Below are 22012 nucleotides of genomic sequence, written 5' to 3'. Positions count from 1 at the left end.
AATGAAAGATATAAAGAACGATTCCGGAATAAGGAAAACCTTTGCCAAATTTAATATACAGTCGATTATTCTGTCTGTACTGATGACATTGTCTCTTGTAACAGTTACGGTTATGGGTTTTCTGCTGTATCATCGTTTTAAACTGGCATCGGATAAGAGCGCAGTGGCGAATACAGAAATGACGGTAGAAAGTACAATAGACAGATTGAATTCATCACTTCTGGATCTTCGACAGATTTCGGATGCAGCAAATTATAATATTGTGCAGGAATATGATATTTCCAGTCAGGAATTTACCAGGCAGTTTAGTATGCTGTATGAAACGAATGTAGATAAGATTCAGAGCCTTGCCCTGTATGGATATGATGGGATGCTGATTGAGTCAGAACCAGTGGCGACAGTTAAGGACAATGTTAAAGTTGCCGACCAGAAATGGTACCAGAACGCCAGATCCGAGATAGAAAATATTCACTTTTCCACACCGCATGTGCAGAATCTGTATGATGACGGAACATTTCGCTATCATCGGGTGGTGTCCTTGAGTCGTTCGGTGGATATTAATGATGGCAGTACATCAGGCAGCGGTGTGTTGCTTGTGGATATGAAATATTCGGTACTTGAAGATATGCTGGAGCGGATCAATGAGACATCGAGTGGAATCTATTATTATCTGTGCAGCAGAGATGGAGAGATTATTTATCATCCCCGGTGGACGGAGATTAACAGGGGACTTTTTAAGGAAAAGAATAATAAAGCGGCATCTTATGAGGATGGAATCTATGAGATGAAGACGGACGGACAGAAAGAGAATATAGTAGTGGGAAGTGTTGCGTATACGGGCTGGAAGCTGATCGGTGTGGTGCCGGAGAGTGTGCAGGAAACCAGTATTAATAAATTCCGATATTACATTATTACAACAATTCTCATTCTGGTGATGATGTTGCTTCAGGTTAACCGTTTTATTTCCAGAAAGATATCCAGACCGATCAGAGAGTTAGATGAATCTGTTAAGGCATATGAAGCCGGAGCAATGCCAGATATTTATATCGGTGGATCGGCAGAAATTCGTCATCTGGGATATTCGGTACAGAAATCATATGAACAAATTGAAGCGCTGATGAAAGAGATTATTCAACAGCAAACAGAAAGACGAAAAAGTGAGCTGGATGCACTTCAGAGTCAGATTAACCCACATTTTCTCTATAACACATTGGAATCAATCACCTGGATGATCGAGGCGCAGAGAAATAAAGAAGCGGTTGTGATGATCTCAGAGCTTGCAAAACTTCTTCGTGTAAGTTTGTCCAGGGGAAAGACGATTATCTCTATTGGAGACGAATTGCAGCACAGCAGAAGTTATATGAATATTCAGCGTGTACGCTATAAAGAACGATTTAAGGTAGAGTTTCTGATAGATGAAGAGATTAAAAATTACTGTATTGTAAAACTGGTGATTCAACCGCTTCTGGAAAATGCAATATATTATGGAGTAGGTAATATGGATGAGGATGATGATGGTCAGATCCTTATACGTGGAGAGAAGAAAGGTGAAGATATTTACATCAGCATAGAGGATAATGGAATGGGTATGCCGGAAGACATAAGGAGTAATATTCTGACAGATAACAGTAAAGTTCCAAAACATGGTTCCGGGGTAGGGGTGATCAATGTTCATTCCAGAATCAGTCTTATGTTTGGTCCGGAATATGGACTGGAAGTATACAGTGAGTTGGATGAAGGGACGAAAGTTGTGATTCATATTCCGGCTATTCCTTATACAAAAGAAAATGCGGAACAATTAGAAAAGCAAACATATGGACAGAGGAGGATGCCGGATGAAGAAGAGTAAATTCAGATTTATGGCAGCAGAGGTGATTCTTTTTGTTTTAACGCTGTTTTTTGTATATAAGATATTTAATCAGAATGTCGAAGAACCAAGGGTGGCAATCATTCTCCCGGAGTCAGGAGATCAACGTTGGGATGCATTGATTGAAGGAATGAAACAGTCAGCAAGTCTGAATAAGATTCATCTTATTATTTGTAATACAGATGAGATTGAGGATGCTGATGTTGAGCGGGAAGCAATCAGAGAACAGTTGGATAATCAGGTAGATGCATTTATTATATGTCCGTCGCCCGGAAGTGAGACAAAGGAAATGCTGGAGAATGAGTGTGCAGACATACCGATATTGCTGATCACAGAAGATATCTATGATGAAGAACAGAAAGCATCTGGTCTGCCGGTGATTAAGCCGGATTATTATGAAATTGGTCAGACATTGGCGGCGCACTTGCAGGAAGATGGACAACGGCGAATTGGCGTAGTGGCTGGATGGAGAAAAAGTGATATCAGTGACAACGGTGTCAGAGGACTGAATGATGCACTGGAAGGCACAGATTGTGAGATTGCCTGGTACTATTACAATCAAAAGGAAAAGAAGGCATCTGAAATGGTGAGTGTGAAGGAGAAGGTAGATGCGATGGTTGTACTGGATCCCGATGCGTTGGTTGAACTTGGGGAACAGGCGGAAAACGGCACTTATTACGGAGCAGAAATATACGGTATTGGCAGCAGTGTTAAATCTATCGCATTGTTGGATTATGGATATATTACAGATATTGTACTTCTTGATGGATATGAGATTGGTTATAAGAGCGTAGAGGAAATTGCTGAAAAATTGAATCACAGATTCTACCAGTTGGAAAGCTGTAACACAGGAGTCAGAGAGCTTGATGGGGAAGAGCTGTTTTCAGATGATGATATGGAAAGGTTGTTGTATTCTTATGAGTAAAAAAGGCAGGATGGCACAAAGTATACTGGTTCTTGTGAGCACAATGTCATTTGCTGTTACAGGGTGTCAGCAGAACCAGAGAATACAGACAGACAGGGAAGTGCTTCGGGTTGGTGTGGTGACATATACGCAGGATGATCCATTTATTAATGCACTGACGGATAAGCTAAAAGAAGATCTGAAAGCTATGAGTACCAAAGATGTGAAAGTTATAGTTTCTGTTAAGAATGGAGACAATGATCAGAAAAATCAGGACGAAACGATAGAAGAAATGATTGATGCCGGATGCGATGTGCTGTGTGTGAATCTGGTAGACAGAACGGCTCCGGCAAAGATTATTCGACTGGCAAAGCATGATGATATCCCAATCGTTTTCTTTAATCGGGAACCGGTTAAAGAAGACCTGATGCAATGGGAATATCTGTATTATGTGGGATGCAAGGCTGAACAGTCAGGTGTCATGCAGGGGGAGACAGCAGCAGAGTATATTAAGAATCATCCGGAAGTAGATAAGAATCAGGATGGAAAGATACAATATGTGCTTCTGGAAGGAGAGGCAGGGCATCAGGATGCGATCAGCAGAACGGACTATTCTGTCAGAACAGTGCTGGATGCGGGCATATCTCTTGAAAAGCTCAGTTATCAGTTTGCTGACTGGAACAGAGGGCAGGCAGAAAACAGAATGAACCGTCTGATCAGTCAATATGGAGAAGGGATTGAATTGATCCTTTCTAATAATGATGAAATGGCATTGGGAGCCGTAGAAGCTTACCGAAAGGCAGGATATGAACCTTCTCAGAGACCGGTTATTTTCGGTATCGATGGGTTGGATGATGCACTGGAAGCAATTAAAGACGGGGAAATGCAGGGAACCGTGTATAACGACAAAGAGGATCAGGCATTGCAGATTGCGAAGCTTGCATATGAAGTGTTCAAGGGTGAACAGCAGGTGAGAAAGGAACTGAAGGAAGGCAGATATTATGTATCGCAGTATCAGCAGGTGGACAGCAGCAATGTGGAGGAGTTTTTAGACAGATGATCGGAGTAAAGCGAATGGATAAAACGTGGACAGATGAATTTTATCGGGAGATGGATGCAGATAAACGTCTGGTATTACTGAAAGAGAATATTGAGAGTAATCCAACAGAAGAGGATGCATTTCGAAAAAAGCTGTGGATTGCCAGATATGGCAGAAAAAAACCGAAGAAAGATGCGTATGTTGGATGTCTTATGGAGTTAAAATATCTGGCTGAGGGCGGTACGCTTGATATTGGCGGGAAAAAGAAACGACAGGCTGCCAGGATCGCAGCAGATATGTATCTGAATAGTCCGGAAGTACAGGAGGACAGATACCGGGAAATCTTACAGGAAGAACTGAAACATGTGTTTTTAAAATTCATGGAAGTAAGCAGTCAAGGAAGAGGGTTTACTTCACTGGTTTTTGGTATGGGACAGTTGTCGGATGAAGGAGTGATTAAAAAAATTGCAGAGCAGATCAGCACGATCGCATTTCAGACTCCGCACATGTTTCATATGGACAGGGAATTTTACATTTTACAACGAGCAGCACTTTCAGCGTTCCGGGAGGAATATCCAAACCGAGAGCATTTTCTGAAAAAATAAAAGAAAGAGGAGAACGAAAGCTATGAGAACTTGGAATGATCTATATAAAATGTTGAAGAATGGGGAGATGGATCGGTCATTGATGCAGACCGGATGTGAAGATATAAACGCATACAGGACACGTGCGACAGAAGTCATGAATGGATTTGAAAAAACATTTGGCGTAAAAGAGGATACTTTGGCAGCATTGTGTTCTGCTCCGGGACGTACAGAAATCTGTGGGAATCATACAGATCATCAGCATGGACATGTTCTGGCGGCAGCAGTGAATCTGGATTTCCTTGCATGTGTGTCACCGAATGGGACTCAGACTGTGCACTTCCAGTCAGAGGGCTGGCCGATGACGACGGTAGATCTGTCAGATTTAAAGCAGCAGGAAGCGGAAAAAGAGACAACGGCATCTCTGGTGCGGGGAGTAATGGCAGAACTCGCGAAAGCAGGATATACAATAGGCGGATTTGATATGTATGCTGTTTCTAATGTCCTGCCAGGTTCGGGACTGTCTTCCTCAGCAGCTTGTGAGATATTGTTGGGAGTGGCTGGCAATCATTTGTTTTGTCAGGATGAACTGGATGCGGTAACTCTTGCAAAGATTGGACAGAAGGCAGAAAACCAGTATTTTGGAAAACCGAGTGGGCTGATGGATCAGACAGCTTCTTCTGTGGGAGATGCAGTGGCTATTGATTTTTCAGATCCTTCTGCACCGATTGTGCGTTCAGTTACAGCGAACCTGGAAGAACTGGGTCTTGCGTTGTGTATTGTTGACTGTGGCGCAGATCATGCGGCATTGACCGGAGAGTATGCATCTATTCCTCGGGAAATGGAACAGGTGGCTGCATTCTTTGGGAAAAAAGTGCTTCGTGAAGTGCAGGAAGAAGAGGTATTGAAAGCAATGCCGCAACTTCGAAGAGCGGTTGGAGACAGGGCAGTTCTCAGAGCCTTACATTTTTATGCAGATGACAGAAGAGCGGTGGAAGAGGCAGATGCGCTGGAGCAAAGAGACAGGGATGCATTCCTGCAGCTGGTAAAAGAATCCGGACGTTCATCCTGGGAATTGTTGCAGAATATTACACCTGCCGGAGCTGTAGAAGCCCAGGATATGGCAATTGCACTGGAAGCGGCAGAAATTGCATTGAATGGAAAGGGAGCCTGTCGTGTACATGGAGGCGGATTTGCCGGTACAATCCAGGCATTTGTTCCGACGGAAAGTGTATCTGAATTCTGTGAAAGAATGGAATTGATGTTGAGCAAAGGTTGTTGCCACGTGTTGAATATACGACCGGTCGGCGGAATTGTACTTTAAAATATGTGGTGAAAACAGAGGAGGCGTGTCATGAATAGAAATGAGGCTATTACCGGTCTGGCAGAGTATGCGTTGGATAAGGAATTGATTCGACCGGAAGAAAAAATATGGGCAGTGAACAGCCTGTTGGATGTATTGGAAATAGATACCTATTCACTAGAAGAACTGCAGGAAAATGAGACAATAAATCTGACAGAGCTTCTGGATGTATTGTTAGATGATGCATATGAGCGAGGAGTACTGACAGAGAATTCGGTTGTATATCGGGATCTGCTGGATACGAAGCTGATGGGGTGCCTAACCCCACGTCCGTCGCAGGTGATAGACCGATTTGCGATGCTTCGGAAAGAATCTTCACAGAAAGCGACAGACTGGTATTATCAGTTCAGTCAGGACACAAATTATATTCGAAAAGACCGTGTGGCAAAAGACATCCGGTGGAAGACAGCTACAGAGTATGGTGATCTGGATATATCGATTAATTTGTCTAAGCCGGAGAAGGATCCAAAAGCTATAGCAGCTGCGAGGATGCAGCCTGCATCAGATTATCCGAAATGTATGCTTTGTGTTGAGAATGTAGGATATCCGGGAAGGCTGAATTTTCCGGCACGTCAGAATCATCGTATCGTTCCGATAGAGATTAATGGGACAGCCTGGTATCTGCAGTATTCTCCATATGTATATTATAACGAACATTGCATTTGCTTTAATGAGAAACACACGCCGATGAAGATTGACCGCGCTTGTTTCGCGAAACTTTTAGATTTCGTAAGACAGTTTCCACATTATTTTGTGGGATCAAATGCGGATCTCCCTATTGTAGGTGGCTCTATTCTGGCACATGATCACTTCCAGGGAGGACATTATACATTTGCCATGGAGAGGGCGCCGATTGAGACAGATATAATTTTTGATGGGTATAAGGATGTCAGGGCAGGAATTGTGAAATGGCCAATGTCCGTTATAAGACTTACAGCGAAAGCTCCGGAGCGCCTGGTAGAACTGGCAGACAGAATCCTTCTCAGCTGGCGCGGATATACAGATGAGAAGGCTATGATCCTGGCAGAGACAGACGGTGAGCCACACAATACGATTACTCCAATCGCAAGACGTCGTGGTGAAGACTTTGAACTTGACCTGGTATTGAGGAACAATCTGACTACACCGGAGCATCCATTAGGAGTGTATCATCCACATGCAGAGCTTCATCATATCAAAAAAGAGAATATTGGTCTGATTGAGGTGATGGGGCTGGCAATCCTTCCTGGCAGGCTTAAGGCAGAATTGGCAGCAGTAGCGGATAAGCTTATATCGGGCGAAGATATGACGAAAGACCCGCTGACAGCTGCACATGCGGAATGGGCGAATGATATTGCTGCTCGCTATGATATTACAGAAGATAATGCATGGACGATTGTTCAGGAAGAGACTGGACTGATATTTGCAAAAGTACTTGAACAGGCTGGCGTATACAGCAGAGATGAAGAGGGAAAAGAAGCTTTTCTGCGATTTGTTCATCAGGTATAACCTGGATTGTGGCTCTGCGAAAATTAGTATATGCAGAAGAAATCAAGGGAATCTTTCCGTAAGAAAAATAATGGATGGGTAGATTGTACATCAGATGTTGCACATTAATCGGCATCTGATGTATTTTTTTGTATTTTTCGTCAATTGTATTCGTTCAGAAAGGCATCTATAATGAATCGGGTTAAATACAAAAGAGTAAAAGAAAGTCAAGAAAAGAGGCAAACATGCAGATAAGCATATTATTGATGAAACAGATCCTGGAACTTTTTCTGATGATCTTCATGGGATATGTCATTGTGAAGACAGGACTCTTGAAAGATGAAGACAGTAAGGTAATCTCTAAGATTGTATTGTATCTGATCATCCCATGTGTGATTATCAATGCATTTCAGGTGGAGTATACAGATGATAAAGTAAAAGGGCTGTTTCTGGCACTTGTGGCATCCGTGTTGTTACAGGTATTGCTGCTTTTGATTGTCTGGGGAATTGGAAGAGTATTCCATATGAATGAAGTAGAGACAACATCCATTTACTATTCGAATACGGGAAATTTGATCGTGCCGATTGTAACTTATGTGCTGGGCGAAAAATGGGTGTTATATGGATGTGTGGCTATGTGTGTTCAGCTTGTGTTTATCTGGACACACTGTAAAAGCGTGCTTGGGAAAGAAGAAAAAACAGACTGGAAAAAGATTGTGTTAAATATCAACATGATCTCAGTATTTCTGGGAGTAGTGCTTTTCGTTACCAGAATACGTCTTCCGGAACTGGTCAACCATACGCTTAGTTCTGTAGGTTCCATGATCGGACCAGCCAGCATGATTGTTACAGGTATGCTGATCGCAGGAATGAATTTGAAAGAGATATTTTCACGTGGAAGAGTCTATGGGATTGCATTTATGAGACTGATCATAATTCCGCTGATTGCGCTTCTGATACTGAAAATAAGTGGACTGGCGACCTGGGGACAGGATAGTACAAAGATTCTTCTGATTGTATTTCTTTCTGTTATTACACCGTCTGCTTCAACTGTCACGCAGATGTGTCAGGTATACGGAAATGATTCGCAGTATGCGAGTGCGATTAATGTAATTACTACAATATTTGCAATCATTACAATGCCGTTGATGGTACTTGTGTTTCAGATGGTGATATAGGAGAAGTGCTTGTATGAGCGCTTCTTTTTTTGAATAACTGCAGATGTATTGTTCTGTTATACAGGCTTCTGAAAAATGTCGCATACCATGCGACCATTCATTCTCCTGTTTTTCTTATAATGAAATCACAATAAAAAAAGGAGGATTTCAAAATGACAGAACTTGTATTTATCTTAGATCGTAGCGGTTCCATGTCGGGATTGGAAAAGGATACTATCGGAGGTTTTAATTCTATGTTGGAAAAGCAGCGTAAGGAGCCAGGTGATGCCGTGGTATCCACCGTGCTGTTTGACAACGAAACAGAGGTTATTCATGACCGTGTTGTTATTGCTGATGTACCAAATCTTACAGACAAGGAATATTTCGTGCGTGGCTGCACTGCACTTCTCGATGCGGTTGGAGGTGCAATCCACCATATTGGAAATGTTCATAAGTATGCCCGCAAAGAAGATGTGCCGGAAAAGACCCTCTTTATCATCACAACTGATGGTATGGAAAATGCCAGCCGTCATTACACCTACGATAAGGTGCGCAATATGATTGAACGTCAGAAGGAACGTTATGGTTGGGAGTTCCTTTTCCTCGGTGCAAACATTGATGCGGCAGCTGAAGCCAAAAGATTTGGTATCGATGAATCTATGGCCGCAAACTATCACTGTGATGAGGTTGGAACAGTACTCAACTATGAAGTCATCAGCGAGGCAATTACCAGCGTAAGAACAAGCGCAGCACCATTGTCTGCTGATTGGAAAAAGAAGATTGATGCGGATTACAAGAAGAGAGGTGGAAAGAGATGATTGGAGCAATCTTAGGTGATATCATTGGTAGTCCTTATGAATTTGACCGTGGTAACAAGAGTAAAGAGTTCCCTTTATTCTCTCGCGAATCCACCTATACGGATGATACCGTAATGACTTTGGCTGTCGGTCTGACTTTTCTTGATGCACAGCCGAGTGCTTCAGATGATTGGATTTTGCAAAATTTGGCTAATCGTATGCGTCAATTTGGAAAGATGTATCCGAATGCCGGGTACGGAGGAATGTTCCGACAATGGCTTCGTAATCCAGAGTGCAAGGCTTACAATAGTTTTGGTAATGGCTCTGCAATGCGTGTTTCTTCAGTTGCGTGGTTATATAACAATATCGATGCTGTCAGACACGCAGCAAGGCTTTCAGCTGAAGTTACCCACAATCATCCGGAAGGAATCAAGGGTGCTGAAGCAACTGCCAGTGCTATTTTTCTGGCAAGGACAGGACATAGCAAAACAGAAATTAAGGAATATATGGAATATGAATTTGGTTATGAATTGAATCGTACTTGCGACGAAATCAGACCCGGATATTTTCATACAGAAACCTGCATGGAAACTGTGCCGGAGGCCATCACGGCTTTCCTGGAGGGAGATAGTTTTGAGGATGTTATTCGCACTGCGGTATCCCTTGGTGGTGATTGTGATACACTGACGGCTATTGCTGGCGGCATCGCAGAAGGCTTCTATGGTGTTCCTGTCGAGCTGAAGGAAGAGTGCTATAAGCATTTGCCGGAGCCGTTGCTTAAGGTGTTGAAAGCGTTTATGGAGTATCTCGAGCGAAATGCTGCTGTGAATTAGGCCTTTCTTCCATCTTGTAAGTGATGTTGCCGGGACAAGCAGCACGGCAGATCTTATTTGTGTAGTGACTTAAGCGGAAACGAAAGATGCGAAAAAGTAAGACAAATTCCTAGTGTAAAAGAGTCATGACCAAAGAGAGATAACTAAATCATATAGATAGCTTATGGCAACAGCAGGTTGCTTTTCAGACTTCGGATTTATCGATATGATAAAGATAACGGAGGTGACGACTATGGAAACGAAAAATATTATTTTGAAACTTCGTACTGAAAGAGGAATGTCACAGGACGAGCTGGCAGATAAAATCATGGTAACAAGGCAGGCAGTATCACGTTGGGAAAATGGAGTTTCCCAAACAAAAGGATATTAAGGAATAACCTGTGTTTACCTGCTTGCAAAAGTTTAAAATAAATAGGAGAAGATTATACTATGACTGAAAGTATTAGAGAGATTGTATGAGAATTCATCTATATTATTGAATTCGCTAGAAAAGACAAAATATTTAAAGCAATGGTTAAAAGAAATAAAACAACAAATTTTTATAGATGTTTTAACAGTACCGATATTGATATCTTTGCTGATAATTATTTTTCAGATTAAAAAAACAATCTATTTGAAAATATAATTAAAATAATATCCATCATAGTTTTAGTGTATTCTATATGTAGAGGATTATGGTTGCTTTGTTATGAAATTGAAGGATATATGCAAGGGAAAAGATGCTGCTGGTATAAATCAATGGTATATATCGAAAAATGCAAGGGAGGAAAAACTAAAGGGGCATATGTAATTGAAAATGAATTTTTTGAAGGTGAACTTGTTAGTGATTATAGAAGAAACAAAATTAATTGGCTTAACTAGCAATTTGGTGACATTGCTATAATTCTACTTTTTATCACTTATGCGAATAACCATTCATTCTTCAAATCCTTTAAGCGAGTGATCTTATAGATGTTTTTCAATCTAAGTAGTACGTACTGTAGCTTTTCTGTATTATCCATTCCTTGTGTTTCTCTTTGCATGACAAAAAGAGCATTGTACCGATTTATATATTTTGATGCTACCCCTTTATATTTTTGCAACTTTTCTTCAATCAATTTGTGGAAACTGTTCACTGTATTTAAATGATTGAATTTATCATACGACTCATGACTGATTAACACTTTCTTAGTACAGTTCTTACTTTCTAAAAGTTCGTTGTAACTGTTAGAACCATCTAGCATTACAAAAGATTTTGATTCAAGACATTCACCAAATCTTAATAGATCTATGGATGATGGCTTGCCATAATTTAATGTTCTAGCAATTGTATGACCGAATCTCTGAATTGCAGTGATGATACACACCTGCTGATTAGATAATCCTCTTTTTGTAGCAGGTGTTCCACGATGTTTAGGTTCTACTCCATTAATCTTAGTTCCTTTATGATTGTATGGAGTATACTTTTCATCCATCTCAACTTCATTACCTACTGTGTATGGGACGTTCCTCAGTGCCTAGACTAACCAATAGTTTATGACGCATATTAAAAACATTGCGTTCATTTACATTGATTTTAGCAGCCGTTTCTTTAAGAGATACACCATTCAATGTATCCATGATAAGTTCATTCCATTTGGATTGGTCTTGGTGAGAATAAAAAGTAAGCTGACCGCGGTCTACAACAAAACGTTTTCCGCATGATTTACAACGAAGCATTTGTTTACCAGAGTTGGCAAAACCACTCTTAATTAAATGAGGATGATAACATCCACATTTAGGACAGTATTCAAAATGATACGTATTCATTTTATTGTTTGTATCTAAATAATCCGTGATTTCACGATCAATCTTTTCGATTTGAAAAGATTGTAAAGCAGCGATAGTATCTTGGTTTAAATATTTTGAAGTTCTTGTCATAAGTGTAGTCTCTCTTTCGTTTACACCTATACAATAAATCTTAAATAGACATTATTAATGTCGAATATATTAACATGTCACCAATGTATCTGTTAAGCCAATTAATTATGGAGAAGATAAATTTGCTGTATTGTTGTATTTTGGACATCATAAAAAAGTGATATTGTTGCAAGAATAAAGTAGTATTTTAATATAAAAAAGAGTAAAAATCGAATTATCCGCATAAACACAGGGATTTTAAGCAATATGAAACAAAAAATAAAAGAATTTTACCACTAATTTACTACGAATGAAAGAACCTTGATACGACAGAGAAAACAGCATAAATAAAGGCAAAATTGGCATTTCATACAGAATATGAGATGTCTTTTTTGTTGCTGTAATACAGTATAACTATTCTTTTTCTGCTTGATTATTAATCATTTTTTAGGACATGAATTGTCAAGAGCTTGTTGCGTAGCAATGTTTACACTCTTGATAATTTATGGAATAAAAAATATTCTGACAGATACTAGAAAAGTGATGACTACTCAATTTTCTAATGATATAATATGATAAATAATAATAGATAAACTTGAAGTGATTAAGGAAGTGTATGCCATGAAAAAATTTTTGAAAATAATGTTAATCATAATTGGAGCGATTTCTTTGATTTTTGTAGCTCTGATAGGGATTGGGTTATTTGTTGATGTTGAATATGATGACCATATTGAAAATGGTCGTTATACTTATGTTCCGGAAGAAGAAAATAAAGATAATGAATACGTGGAATTTACGATAAATGATTATGATAAAAATAATGCCAAGCTTGTATATTATGACACGATTGAAGAAGCTATTCAACTTTCCACTTTGAATGCTGAAAATGAGGAACTTTCGGTTCCTGCTGATTTTCTTAATCATGTTGATGAAACCTTGCATATATGGCAAGGCAAAAAATATGATACGATTTTCTATCGGGCTGGAAATGATAACGATGATATTCAAGGCTTAGTAATGGCTCGTTGTAAAAAGCAGATACAGAATGGGCATACACAATACGCATTTATAAATGCTACACCGGTTACAACGAAACGAGATAGAATTTTGTTAGATGATATTACAGAGCTTATTCACTCTTCTTTGAAATTAAGTGATTTCCAACAAGACTTAAACCCCGATTATCCAAGCAAGCGTTTTGTTTACGGCTATGCACATGATAAAGAAATCTATTCATTGGAAGTAGAAGGACAAAAACCGGACGGTGTAATTGAAATCAATGTATATGACAGAGTCATGTATCTATGGTATTACAATGACTTACAAAGTAACAAAAGAGGTGACTGTTTAAGCTATTCGGTAGATGTACCTAAATAAAATGACATTTTTACATAATACTATATTATTAGTTAGGCAGACGGAGTGATCCAGACACGGTGGCAGGAAAATCTTTCAGATTTTTCTGCCATGTCTTGCAAGTGGCTGGTTTACTTCGTCTGTGAGCGAGCCTGTGGCGAGCGAAGATTAAGCCCCCGTTATCTAACAAGGGGGGCACAAAAAACAAGAGACAATATACATTAACAAGCGGAAAACGCTGTATTTACAAGGCGAAACCGCATTTTACATAGTGTGATATAAATTATTCCATTATCACTTGGGAAAATTGAATAAGACATAGGAAAGACAGTTGATTTCAAACGAGAAATTGATTGTCTTTTTCTTTTGCAGAAATTTAAGTATAGGCAATTATCAAATACGGTAGTTGCTTTTTTGATTGGAGGAATTTTAGAATGAATGATAAAAACTTTATTGAAGAATTAAGACAAAAGCGTGAGGAATACGGAGTAACACAAACAAGGCTTGCTGTTGCTTGTGGTATCAGCCGTGAATATTACAACCGCATTGAAAAAGGGAAACAGTCATTGAATGACGAATTAAAAGAAGTCATAGAAAAACAGATTGAGCGTTTCAATCCGCAAGAACCACTATTTCTGTTGATTGATTACTTCCGTGTCCGTTTTCCTACTACGGACGCATTGGCAATTATCCGTGATGTATTACAACTAAAAGCCGATTATATGCTTTATGAAGATTATGGAAAATACGGATATGAAAGTAAATATATTTTAGGCGACATCAATATCATGTGTTCCATGCAAGAGCATTTAGGTGTTTTGTTAGAACTAAAAGGCAGAGGGTGTCGGCAAATGGAAAGTTATCTATTGGCACAGGAACGCTCGTGGTATGACTTCATACTTGATTGTATGACGGCAGGCGGTGTGATGAAACGTCTTGATTTAGCAATCAATGATAAAGCAGGAATATTGGATATTCCCAAATTAAAAGAAAAATACAAGGCAGGTGAATGTATCTCCTACTTCCGTAAGCAGAAAGATTACAGCGGTACGGAAAAATGCGGTAGCGATTTGCCAAAGAATACAGGAGAAACATTATATCTCGGTTCAACCAGTAGTGAGTTATATATGTGTGCTTATCAGAAGAATTATGAGCAGTATGTCAAGAATGGCACAGAAGTTGAAGATACAGAAATCAAGAACCGTTTTGAAATACGCATGAAGAATGAACGAGCCTATTATGCGGTTGCAGATTTACTGACCTATCGGGACGCTGAACGCACCGCTTTTTCTATCATCAATCATTATGTCCGCTTTGTAGATAGAGAAGATGATAAACCCAAAAGTCAATGGAAAACAAATGATGATTGGGCATGGTTTGTAGGGGAAAACAGAGAGCCGATACGATTAACTACAAAGCCAGAACCTTATACTTTACAAAAGGCTTTGCATTGGTTACAAAGACAGGTTGCACCAACCATAAAAATGGTACAAGCATTAGACAGAGAAAATCATACAACGATACTGAAAGATATGATTGAGCAGACAGAACTCAAAGATAAGCATAAACACTTATTACAATTAGAAAAATCAACCATAGAAGAACGCATAGATACCGCTGTCCCACAAGAGAATGACGGTATTTTTTAATTTCTTCAAAATATCTGCAACAAAACATCAACTTTCGTACAGATATGGTGCGAGAACAGGAAATCTAACTTGAGAGCATGAAAATTTTATTTGATGTGCAGATATGAAAATTAAAAAGAAATTGAAATTATTTTGAAAAATCTGCAACAAAACAAGGTTTCTATTCCTTATATGGTGTGAAGTTGAGGAAATCTAAACTTTTTTTGAAAATAGGTCATTAAATTTTGGCTTGCTGTCCCTATATGAAGTGAAAGACGAAAAAAGTTTTGAAAAAAATGTCGGAAAATCGAGTTAAGCGGACAGTATTATGCAGAAAGAGGAAATCACACTTTATTTCTTGATTTGTATTCAAACAGGCATTAGCTGTTGAGTGTTGATGTGGAAAGAGAAAATTATTTTATCCTCAACTTAACAATTTAAGGTTTCCGTTCCCTATATGGCGTAGAAAGAAAAAAGTTTAAGAAATGTGATACAAATAACGCTTTTCTGTCCTGATATGGAGTGAAGAAAATAGTTCATTCTATTGTTGGCAGTAACAGTATCTTTTGGGTAGTTAGGGTGTGAAAAGGAAAATATTCTTTTTTCATCATCAACTTAGCAAAATGACATTTTCTATCCCTATATGGTGCATGAAAAGAAGTTAAAATTTTTCTATTTCAACTTAGCAAATGGACGTTTGCTGTACAGATAGTAGTGAAAAAGGGAAAAAGTTTTGAATTTTAGTTACATTTCTCCTCTTTTCCAACGCGGTATATAGGAAAGATGATTTTCTTCTTTCAATCGCTCTTTGACAACTGAATAAAGCAATTCAATACGTTTGACAGACAGCGAGCCATTGAAACAGATACGCCATGACCTTTCTCCTGCAAAAGTGAGCGATAACCTATCTGTGTTCTTGTAAAAGACTTGTCCTCTTTTATCGCCATGACCTGTTCTGTCTGATAATGATACTCCCGTACAGCCTCAGCTTGAGCGTTAAGAGCGTCGCACGCAATGGGTACGGCTACATTGGATAATGCAGAGGTGGAAGTCCTGTGGGCTATGACAAAAGCCGTTGAATTGCTTAGAAACTATTTTTACAGAAAGGGGGTATGTGTTATTGATAATGCTGTAAAAACAATTCAAAAGAAAAATAACAAGTGTGGCATTGGAAACAGAGGAAAGACAAAGATTGTTGTAAAAGAGCATTTTTCTGAAAAGGGAAAGACAATGGAAGAACTTCTGACTGATGTTATGCTTGAGAAAGCAAAGCAGACAATCGCATAAATTCGGTGCAGTTGTAAGAAATAGATTGAATGTGAAAAATAACCCATGTTATACTTTACTTGCAAGCAGGTATTGTAAACATGGGTTAGTTATAAAGGAGGATAACTGACAATGAAACAACAGATTTACAATACTGCACTTTATCTTAGGTTGAGCCGAGATGATGAATTACAAGGCGAAAGTTCCAGCATTACCACACAAAGAAGTATGTTGCGTCTATATGCAAAAGAACATCATTTGAATGTGATTGATGAATATATTGATGACGGCTGGTCGGGAACAAATTTTGAAAGACCGAGCTTTCAAAGAATGATTGAGGATATAGAGGCAGGAAAAATCAACTGTGTTGTAACAAAAGACTTATCACGACTTGGTAGAAACTATATTATGACAGGACAATATACAGAATTGTATTTTCCTAGCCATAATGTCCGTTACATAGCGATTGACGACGGTGTGGACAGCGAAAAAGGCGAAAGTGAGATTGCACCATTTAAGAACATCATCAATGAATGGGTAGCAAGAGATACGAGCCGTAAAGTGAAATCAGCGTTTAAGACAAAATTTGCAGAGGGTGCGTATTATGGGGCTTATGCTCCGTTAGGATATAAGAAACACCCCGACATCAAAGGGAAACTGTTGGTTGATGAGGAAACAAAATGGATTGTTGAAAAAATCTTCTCTCTAGCCTATCAAGGTTACGGTAGTGCAAAAATCACAAAAATACTGCGAGAAGAAAAAGTCCCGACCGCGTCTTGGTTGAATTTTACAAGGTACGGTACTTTTGCTCATATCTTTGAGGGAAAGCCCGAAAGTAAGCGTTATGAGTGGACGATTGCTCATGTTAAAGCAATATTAAAAAGTGAAGTCTATATAGGAAACAGCGTTCATAATCGACAATCAACAGTTTCATTCAAGAGCAAGAAAAAAGTGCGTAAGCCCGAAAGTGAATGGTTTCGAGTAGAAAATACCCACGAACCGATTATTGACAAAGAAGTGTTCTATCGTGTGCAGGAACAGATAAAACTAAGGCGTAGACAGACAAAGGAAAAAGCAACGCCGATATTTGCAGGGCTTGTCAAGTGTGCGGATTGTGGCTGGTCTATGCGGTTTGCGACAAATAAGGCAAATAAAACGCCATACAGTTATTATGCTTGCAGTTACTACGGACAGTTTGGCAAAGGTACTTGTTCTATGCACTATATCCGTTATGATGTGTTGTATCAAGCCGTATTGGAACGATTGCAGTATTGGGCTAAGGCAGTACAGCAAGACGAAGAAAAGGTGTTGAATAAGATACAAAAGGCTGGGAATGCAGAGCGAATACGGGAAAAGAAGAAAAAGGCAAGTGCCTTGAAGAAAGCCGAGAACCGACAAAATGAGATTGACCGCTTGTTTACGAAAATGTATGAAGATAGAGCCTGTGAGAAGATAACGGAACGAAACTTCATCATGCTGTCGGGGAAATATCAAAAAGAACAGATAGAACTGGAACAGCAGATAACCAACCTAAGAGAAGAATTAAGTAAAATGGAACAGGATATGATAGGTGCTGAAAAGTGGATTGAGTTAATCAAGGAGTATTCCGTACCAAAGGAACTGACAGCACCGTTATTAAATGCAATGATAGAAAAAATACTCATTCACGAAGCAACAACGAATGAGGAGAACGAAAGAATACAGGAAATAGAGATATACTACCGATTTATTGGAAAAGTAGACTGATAAATAGGGTTCATATCTTTAACTAAGGGAAAGCGGAGATACCATTCCGAATACTGATACATTGAAGCTCTTATCGAAAGAATTTGATGTCTCGATCAATACGCTTTTGGGAGAACCAAGAAAGCTGATCTGCCAGTGCTGCGGGATGCCAATTGATGATGATTCCATATTGGGACGTGATAAAGATGGCACATTAAATGAGGAGTATTGTAAATGGTGCTATGCAGATGGAACATACACATATAATGATATGGATGAATTGATTGATGTGTGTGTAAAGAACATGGTAAATGAAAACTTTACCGAAGAACAGGCACGCTCTTATTTGAAAGAAATGCTTCCAAAGTTAGATTACTGGAAAAGGTATGGGGAACTTAGTGACAATGGGCAGTTTGAAGAGTTTAAAATGCAATTGATAAATGAAATTAATGATCTGCATATAGACGGACTTCCAAGGGTAGACAAACTAAATGCACTTGTGGGAAAATATGTGAATCTGGAATATACTCTGCCGAATGGACAAAAGGTGAAAATCCAGAGTTGTTGATTTATAAAAAGAGATAATGTAAGTAAAAAAGAAAAGTCTTGACAAATAAACGACCGTTTACTATTATAAAGATGTAAACGGTCGTTTATTTTTTGGGTTGGAGGTTATCAGCTTGAGTAATAGAAAAGAAGAGATATTGATTGTGGCACTGCATCTATTTGCCAGAGATGGTTATGAGGCTGTCTCAGTCAGCCAGATAGCAGGAGAGCTTGATATGACAAAAGGGGCATTGTATCGTCATTACAAAAGCAAAAGAGATATTTTTGACTGTATTGTGCAGCGTATGGAGCAGCAGGACGGTGAGCAGGCCAGAGAGAATGAAGTGCCAGAAGAGAGTATTGAAAAGACACCGGAAGAATACCAGAACGTATCATTGGATGATTTTGTGGAATACAGCAAGTCTATGTTTGAATACTGGACAGTGGATGATTTTGCATCATCATTTCGGAAAATGCTGACAATAGAGCAGTTTCGCAGTGAAGAAATGCAGAATTTATATCAGCAATATCTGGTATCCGGACCGACAGAATACGTGAAAGATCTGTTCGAAAATATGGAAATAAAAAATCCAGAGGAGAATGCAGTTAAATTTTATGCAAATATGTTTTTCTATTATAGCATGTATGATGGATCAGCAGATAAGGCGAAAGTAAAATGTCAGTTTGAACATATGTTAGATAAAATTGTAGAAGAAATGAAACAGTAATATAAGAGCCAGACGCTTAAGACGCAGAGCCGTTAATTCTGATAATGAAAAATCAGGATTATCGGTTTTTATTTTTAAGAGAGGACATAAAAGAAATGGAAAAAAGTAATATTATGATTCGTTTAGAGAAAAAGGAAGAACAACAGAAAGTAGAAAATTTGGTAAGAGAAAGTTTTTGGAATGAGTATCGTCCAGGATGCCTTGAACATTATGTATTGCATCAGCTCCGAAATGATCCGGCATTTGTTCCAGAATTGGATTTTGTGCTGCTTCTTAATGAAAATGGCAAAGATGAGAAAACGAGTATCTTTACAGAATTTGAAGGCAGTTACTGAGTGGTATAAAAGTGTGTATTAACAGGAGAAAAAACAGATGAAACTTTATTTTGGAAATATGGTAACAACAGTTACTACACTTATGATTTTATCGCTGGTCGGGTTTGTTGTATATTCAATCAGTAGCAGAAGCAACATTAATTACTTGGGCAGAAGGAGTCTGTTTGTTTTGGTATATGGTCTTGTTATATGCTGCTTTGCAGCCGCAAGAGACGGACTGGATAAAACAATTCAGTATACGATAGACGGAAGCTGTAATCCTGGAATATTTTCACTTGTGAGCGTTCCAAACATCGTCGGATGTATCGGAGCTGCAATCATAATTATTGCAGCAATAGCAACACCAATTGCAAAGTCACAGCATATGCGTGAGATATGGTTTTATGTGATGTCCGGCGGAGTGATGCTAAAGATTGTAGTTATGGAGATCGCAAGAACTTCTGCAGTTTCTTATATGGCAACTGCGATTTATGAATTACCGTATGAAGGGGCAAAAGAGATGCTGTTAGTAGAAGACGTTGACAGTAAAGAATATCTGGCTGGACTCTTTAATGCAACGTACGATGAATTGCCGGTTCATAAATCAAACAACAATTCAAAGTTTTTGCTAAAGTTGCAAATTTCTCAAAATGCAAAATTTCTTTATATGATTTTGTATGCCCCGGCACGGATATTGAGAAAGAATAGCTGGATAGATGAGTAATGTAATGCGCTGTTGTGTTCCTGCGAACATAAAACCGCTATAGAGGTAGCTCACTGAAAATCTATTGACAGGACGTGAAATGATTATTATAATTTAAATGAAATTCGGCGAAAGAATAAAATGCCGAAAAATATTTGAATTATTTCTATGGATTTGGATATACTGGAATTGAGGTGAGCAATATGACAAATATAGTACAGATTCCAAATGACCAAATGATTTTTTCAGTTCAAGAGCTGAAAGATAAAGGTTTTTCATATTATAAAATTAATCAGATGGTAGATAAGGGAATCCTAATAAAACTAAATAAAAAATATTATGAAAATGTAAATTTTGAAGGTGAGGAATCGGATTTCTACTATGCCTATGCATTTGTACCAGGCGGAGTGGTTTGTCTTCTAAGTGCAGCTGTGTATTATAATCTGTCTACTTATCGTCCAGATGCCATTGATGTAGCGATACCGAGAAAAGCAAAGGTATCAACACTACCAGATTGGCCGGAACTGAATGTATGCTATTTTACAGATAACAGATTTGATGTTGGTATCGTGACCGTAGAGGATGGAAATAATAGATTTCGTATATATGATATTGAAAAAACTGTTGTCGATATTGTTTTCTACAGGGAAAAAATTGGAATTGAGGAAACCAAAGAAGTTCTTACAACCTATTTGAATCGGAGTGACCGTAATCTAAACAGGCTAATCAGATATGCGGAACTACTTAAATGTGGAGATGTAATGAAAAAGTATCTGGAGGTGCTGGTATGACAAATGCTATATCGGTAAAGGAGAGATTAAAGAAAAAGGCGATAGAAGATGGAAAGACTATGCAGGATAATCTAGTCACATATGGTTTGGAGAGGACGATATATAGATTATCTGTTTCGAAATATGCAGAAAAATTTACACTAAAGGGTGGAATATTCTTATATGCACTTTTTGATGGAGAGTATGCCCGTGCAACGATGGATATTGATCTTTTGGCACAGCGTATTCCGAATAATGACGAAGAAATGACAAATGTGTTTAATGACATTTTTTCTATAGAATGTGATGATGCGTTACGTTTTGATCTGAATACGCTTGAGGTTATTAATATAACTGAATTTAAGGAGTATCATGGTGTGAATGTATCTATTATGGGATATCTGGACAGAACCAAGGTCCCGGTATCAATAGATATTGGTTTTGGTGATGTGGTATATCCCGAAAGAATGAAAATGGAGTTTCCGGTTCTGCTGGACATGGAAGCTCCGGAGATATATGCTTATTCGATTTATTCTGTCATAGCAGAAAAATTTGAAGCATTTGTTTCACTTGGGCTTGCAAATGGCAGATATAAGGATTTCTATGATATTTATGTTTTGGCCGACAGCTATGATCTTGATGGTATGGAATTAATGAAGGCGATTGTAGAGACATTTACTCATCGAGGAACCAGTTTTGACGATATTGTAGCCTTTAATGATGATTTTACCAAGGATGAGATTAGGCAGGGGAGATGGAGAGCCTTTATCAAAAAGAAGAAAGCACTGGTGAAAGTGGAATTTGAAGAAACTATGCAACTATTAAAAGAATTATTATTGCCCATTGTGGATTCAATTCATAACAATAATTCCTTCGAGCAGACATGGAGCAAAGAAACAAAAAGCTGGATGTGAATACATAAAATTAGCAATAGAAATCATGCGAAAAAGTAACCCGTTTTTACATCTTTTGCGGATGATATTATGTGAAAATAAACCAGATTGTGCTAGAAAGCTAAAATTTACAAAGGCTTACAAAGTCTGAAATACCAAGTATGTGGAAGGAATAATGGACGTGCTTACCATGT

Annotated in this window: 21 protein-coding genes and 1 pseudogene; 20 read left to right on the top strand and 2 right to left on the bottom strand. The window is 38.7% G+C overall.

Going from position 1 to position 22012, the window contains the following annotated elements:
- The first annotated feature begins 1 nt into the window (after position 1).
- The 10 genes from DXA18_RS04225 to DXA18_RS04180 all read left to right on the top strand — a co-directional run bounded on the left by DXA18_RS04225 (position 2) and on the right by DXA18_RS04180 (position 10381).
- Positions 2–1849 (top strand): cache domain-containing sensor histidine kinase, encoded by a 1848-nt coding sequence (locus DXA18_RS04225; protein WP_118382811.1) that lies wholly within the window; start codon positions 2–4, stop codon positions 1847–1849.
- The gene (locus tag DXA18_RS04220; RefSeq protein WP_118382810.1) at positions 1836–2792 is read left to right on the top strand and encodes a substrate-binding domain-containing protein; all 957 of its coding nucleotides are present in this window, start codon (positions 1836–1838) and stop codon (positions 2790–2792) included. The genes DXA18_RS04225 and DXA18_RS04220 overlap by 14 nt, the downstream gene beginning before the upstream one ends.
- Complete coding sequence (locus tag DXA18_RS04215) at positions 2755–3831, top strand: galactose ABC transporter substrate-binding protein (protein WP_330424398.1); 1077 nt, start codon at positions 2755–2757, stop codon at positions 3829–3831. Before DXA18_RS04220 ends, DXA18_RS04215 begins: the two co-directional genes overlap by 38 nt.
- Positions 3828–4415, top strand: a complete 588-nt coding sequence (locus DXA18_RS04210) for a DUF6553 family protein (protein WP_243007022.1) — start codon at positions 3828–3830, stop codon at positions 4413–4415. Before DXA18_RS04215 ends, DXA18_RS04210 begins: the two co-directional genes overlap by 4 nt.
- A gap of 22 nt (positions 4416–4437) precedes the next feature.
- Complete coding sequence (locus tag DXA18_RS04205; RefSeq protein ID WP_118382809.1) at positions 4438–5718, top strand: galactokinase; 1281 nt, start codon at positions 4438–4440, stop codon at positions 5716–5718.
- 30 nt (positions 5719–5748) lie between these two features.
- Complete coding sequence (gene galT / locus DXA18_RS04200) at positions 5749–7245, top strand: UDP-glucose--hexose-1-phosphate uridylyltransferase (RefSeq protein ID WP_118382808.1); 1497 nt, start codon at positions 5749–5751, stop codon at positions 7243–7245.
- A gap of 224 nt (positions 7246–7469) precedes the next feature.
- Positions 7470–8402, top strand: a complete 933-nt coding sequence (locus tag DXA18_RS04195; RefSeq protein WP_118382807.1) for an AEC family transporter — start codon at positions 7470–7472, stop codon at positions 8400–8402.
- 152 nt (positions 8403–8554) lie between these two features.
- Complete coding sequence (locus DXA18_RS04190; RefSeq protein ID WP_118382806.1) at positions 8555–9199, top strand: vWA domain-containing protein; 645 nt, start codon at positions 8555–8557, stop codon at positions 9197–9199.
- The gene (locus DXA18_RS04185) at positions 9196–10011 is read left to right on the top strand and encodes an ADP-ribosylglycohydrolase family protein (RefSeq protein ID WP_118382805.1); all 816 of its coding nucleotides are present in this window, start codon (positions 9196–9198) and stop codon (positions 10009–10011) included. The genes DXA18_RS04190 and DXA18_RS04185 overlap by 4 nt, the downstream gene beginning before the upstream one ends.
- A 232-nt stretch (positions 10012–10243) precedes the next feature.
- Complete coding sequence (locus DXA18_RS04180) at positions 10244–10381, top strand: helix-turn-helix domain-containing protein (protein WP_278337059.1); 138 nt, start codon at positions 10244–10246, stop codon at positions 10379–10381.
- A gap of 529 nt (positions 10382–10910) precedes the next feature.
- Here DXA18_RS04180 and DXA18_RS04170 read toward each other — a convergent pair.
- Both DXA18_RS04170 and DXA18_RS04165 read right to left on the bottom strand, forming a co-directional pair.
- Positions 10911–11465 carry a transposase gene (locus DXA18_RS04170; RefSeq protein WP_118382803.1) on the bottom strand — a complete coding sequence of 185 codons (555 nt, stop codon included), beginning with the start codon at positions 11463–11465 and terminating at the stop codon, positions 10911–10913.
- Between the two features lie 10 nt (positions 11466–11475).
- Positions 11476–11910, bottom strand: a complete 435-nt coding sequence (locus tag DXA18_RS04165; protein ID WP_118382802.1) for an IS1 family transposase — start codon at positions 11908–11910, stop codon at positions 11476–11478.
- Positions 11911–12510: 600 nt separating this feature from the next.
- Here DXA18_RS04165 and DXA18_RS04160 point away from each other — a divergent pair.
- The 10 genes and pseudogenes from DXA18_RS04160 to DXA18_RS04105 all read left to right on the top strand — a co-directional run bounded on the left by DXA18_RS04160 (position 12511) and on the right by DXA18_RS04105 (position 21839).
- A complete protein-coding gene (locus tag DXA18_RS04160; protein ID WP_040015611.1) occupies positions 12511–13266 on the top strand; it encodes a hypothetical protein in 756 nt (251 codons plus the stop codon).
- Between the two features lie 413 nt (positions 13267–13679).
- The gene (locus DXA18_RS04155; RefSeq protein ID WP_118377845.1) at positions 13680–14894 is read left to right on the top strand and encodes an XRE family transcriptional regulator; all 1215 of its coding nucleotides are present in this window, start codon (positions 13680–13682) and stop codon (positions 14892–14894) included.
- Between the two features lie 993 nt (positions 14895–15887).
- Positions 15888–16160 carry a hypothetical protein gene (locus DXA18_RS04145; RefSeq protein WP_006441074.1) on the top strand — a complete coding sequence of 91 codons (273 nt, stop codon included), beginning with the start codon at positions 15888–15890 and terminating at the stop codon, positions 16158–16160.
- A 111-nt stretch (positions 16161–16271) separates the two neighbouring features.
- Positions 16272–17885 carry a recombinase family protein gene (locus DXA18_RS04140; protein WP_118377846.1) on the top strand — a complete coding sequence of 538 codons (1614 nt, stop codon included), beginning with the start codon at positions 16272–16274 and terminating at the stop codon, positions 17883–17885.
- Between the two features lie 106 nt (positions 17886–17991).
- Complete coding sequence (locus tag DXA18_RS04135; RefSeq protein WP_278337058.1) at positions 17992–18432, top strand: zinc ribbon domain-containing protein; 441 nt, start codon at positions 17992–17994, stop codon at positions 18430–18432.
- Positions 18433–18544: 112 nt separating this feature from the next.
- The gene (locus DXA18_RS04130) at positions 18545–19138 is read left to right on the top strand and encodes a TetR/AcrR family transcriptional regulator (RefSeq protein ID WP_118382801.1); all 594 of its coding nucleotides are present in this window, start codon (positions 18545–18547) and stop codon (positions 19136–19138) included.
- A gap of 95 nt (positions 19139–19233) precedes the next feature.
- Entirely contained in the window at positions 19234–19473 is a 240-nt protein-coding gene (locus DXA18_RS04125) for a hypothetical protein (RefSeq protein WP_330424397.1), read from the top strand.
- Positions 19474–19912: 439 nt separating this feature from the next.
- Positions 19913–20056, top strand: a pseudogene (locus DXA18_RS04115) (TfoX/Sxy family protein); the annotation flags it as partial.
- Between the two features lie 302 nt (positions 20057–20358).
- Positions 20359–20946 (top strand): type IV toxin-antitoxin system AbiEi family antitoxin domain-containing protein, encoded by a 588-nt coding sequence (locus DXA18_RS04110; protein WP_118382800.1) that lies wholly within the window; start codon positions 20359–20361, stop codon positions 20944–20946.
- Entirely contained in the window at positions 20943–21839 is an 897-nt protein-coding gene (locus tag DXA18_RS04105; protein ID WP_118382799.1) for a nucleotidyl transferase AbiEii/AbiGii toxin family protein, read from the top strand. Before DXA18_RS04110 ends, DXA18_RS04105 begins: the two co-directional genes overlap by 4 nt.
- The last annotated feature ends 173 nt before the right edge of the window (positions 21840–22012 follow it).

The sequence above is a fragment of the Dorea sp. AM58-8 genome (assembly GCF_003464045.1).
Taxonomy (GTDB): domain Bacteria; phylum Bacillota; class Clostridia; order Lachnospirales; family Lachnospiraceae; genus Claveliimonas; species Claveliimonas ammoniilytica.
Note: the sequence above shows the minus strand (reverse complement) of the source record. Positions and strands in the feature narration are given on the sequence as shown.

Excerpts from the sequence above, each read along its gene's own strand:
- DXA18_RS04225 (WP_118382811.1), top strand. The coding sequence starts at position 2 with ATGAAAGATATAAAGAACGATTCCGGAATAAGGAAAACCTTTGCCAAA.
- DXA18_RS04220 (WP_118382810.1), top strand. The coding sequence starts at position 1,836 with ATGAAGAAGAGTAAATTCAGATTTATGGCAGCAGAGGTGATTCTTTTT.
- DXA18_RS04215 (WP_330424398.1), top strand. The coding sequence starts at position 2,755 with ATGATGATATGGAAAGGTTGTTGTATTCTTATGAGTAAAAAAGGCAGG.
- DXA18_RS04210 (WP_243007022.1), top strand. The coding sequence starts at position 3,828 with ATGATCGGAGTAAAGCGAATGGATAAAACGTGGACAGATGAATTTTAT.
- DXA18_RS04205 (WP_118382809.1), top strand. The coding sequence starts at position 4,438 with ATGAGAACTTGGAATGATCTATATAAAATGTTGAAGAATGGGGAGATG.
- galT (WP_118382808.1), top strand. The coding sequence starts at position 5,749 with ATGAATAGAAATGAGGCTATTACCGGTCTGGCAGAGTATGCGTTGGAT.
- DXA18_RS04195 (WP_118382807.1), top strand. The coding sequence starts at position 7,470 with ATGCAGATAAGCATATTATTGATGAAACAGATCCTGGAACTTTTTCTG.
- DXA18_RS04190 (WP_118382806.1), top strand. The coding sequence starts at position 8,555 with ATGACAGAACTTGTATTTATCTTAGATCGTAGCGGTTCCATGTCGGGA.
- DXA18_RS04185 (WP_118382805.1), top strand. The coding sequence starts at position 9,196 with ATGATTGGAGCAATCTTAGGTGATATCATTGGTAGTCCTTATGAATTT.
- DXA18_RS04180 (WP_278337059.1), top strand. The coding sequence starts at position 10,244 with ATGGAAACGAAAAATATTATTTTGAAACTTCGTACTGAAAGAGGAATG.
- DXA18_RS04170 (WP_118382803.1), bottom strand. The coding sequence starts at position 11,465 with ATGGATGAAAAGTATACTCCATACAATCATAAAGGAACTAAGATTAAT.
- DXA18_RS04165 (WP_118382802.1), bottom strand. The coding sequence starts at position 11,910 with ATGACAAGAACTTCAAAATATTTAAACCAAGATACTATCGCTGCTTTA.
- DXA18_RS04160 (WP_040015611.1), top strand. The coding sequence starts at position 12,511 with ATGAAAAAATTTTTGAAAATAATGTTAATCATAATTGGAGCGATTTCT.
- DXA18_RS04155 (WP_118377845.1), top strand. The coding sequence starts at position 13,680 with ATGAATGATAAAAACTTTATTGAAGAATTAAGACAAAAGCGTGAGGAA.
- DXA18_RS04145 (WP_006441074.1), top strand. The coding sequence starts at position 15,888 with ATGGGTACGGCTACATTGGATAATGCAGAGGTGGAAGTCCTGTGGGCT.
- DXA18_RS04140 (WP_118377846.1), top strand. The coding sequence starts at position 16,272 with ATGAAACAACAGATTTACAATACTGCACTTTATCTTAGGTTGAGCCGA.
- DXA18_RS04125 (WP_330424397.1), top strand. The coding sequence starts at position 19,234 with ATGGAAAAAAGTAATATTATGATTCGTTTAGAGAAAAAGGAAGAACAA.
- DXA18_RS04110 (WP_118382800.1), top strand. The coding sequence starts at position 20,359 with ATGACAAATATAGTACAGATTCCAAATGACCAAATGATTTTTTCAGTT.
- DXA18_RS04105 (WP_118382799.1), top strand. The coding sequence starts at position 20,943 with ATGACAAATGCTATATCGGTAAAGGAGAGATTAAAGAAAAAGGCGATA.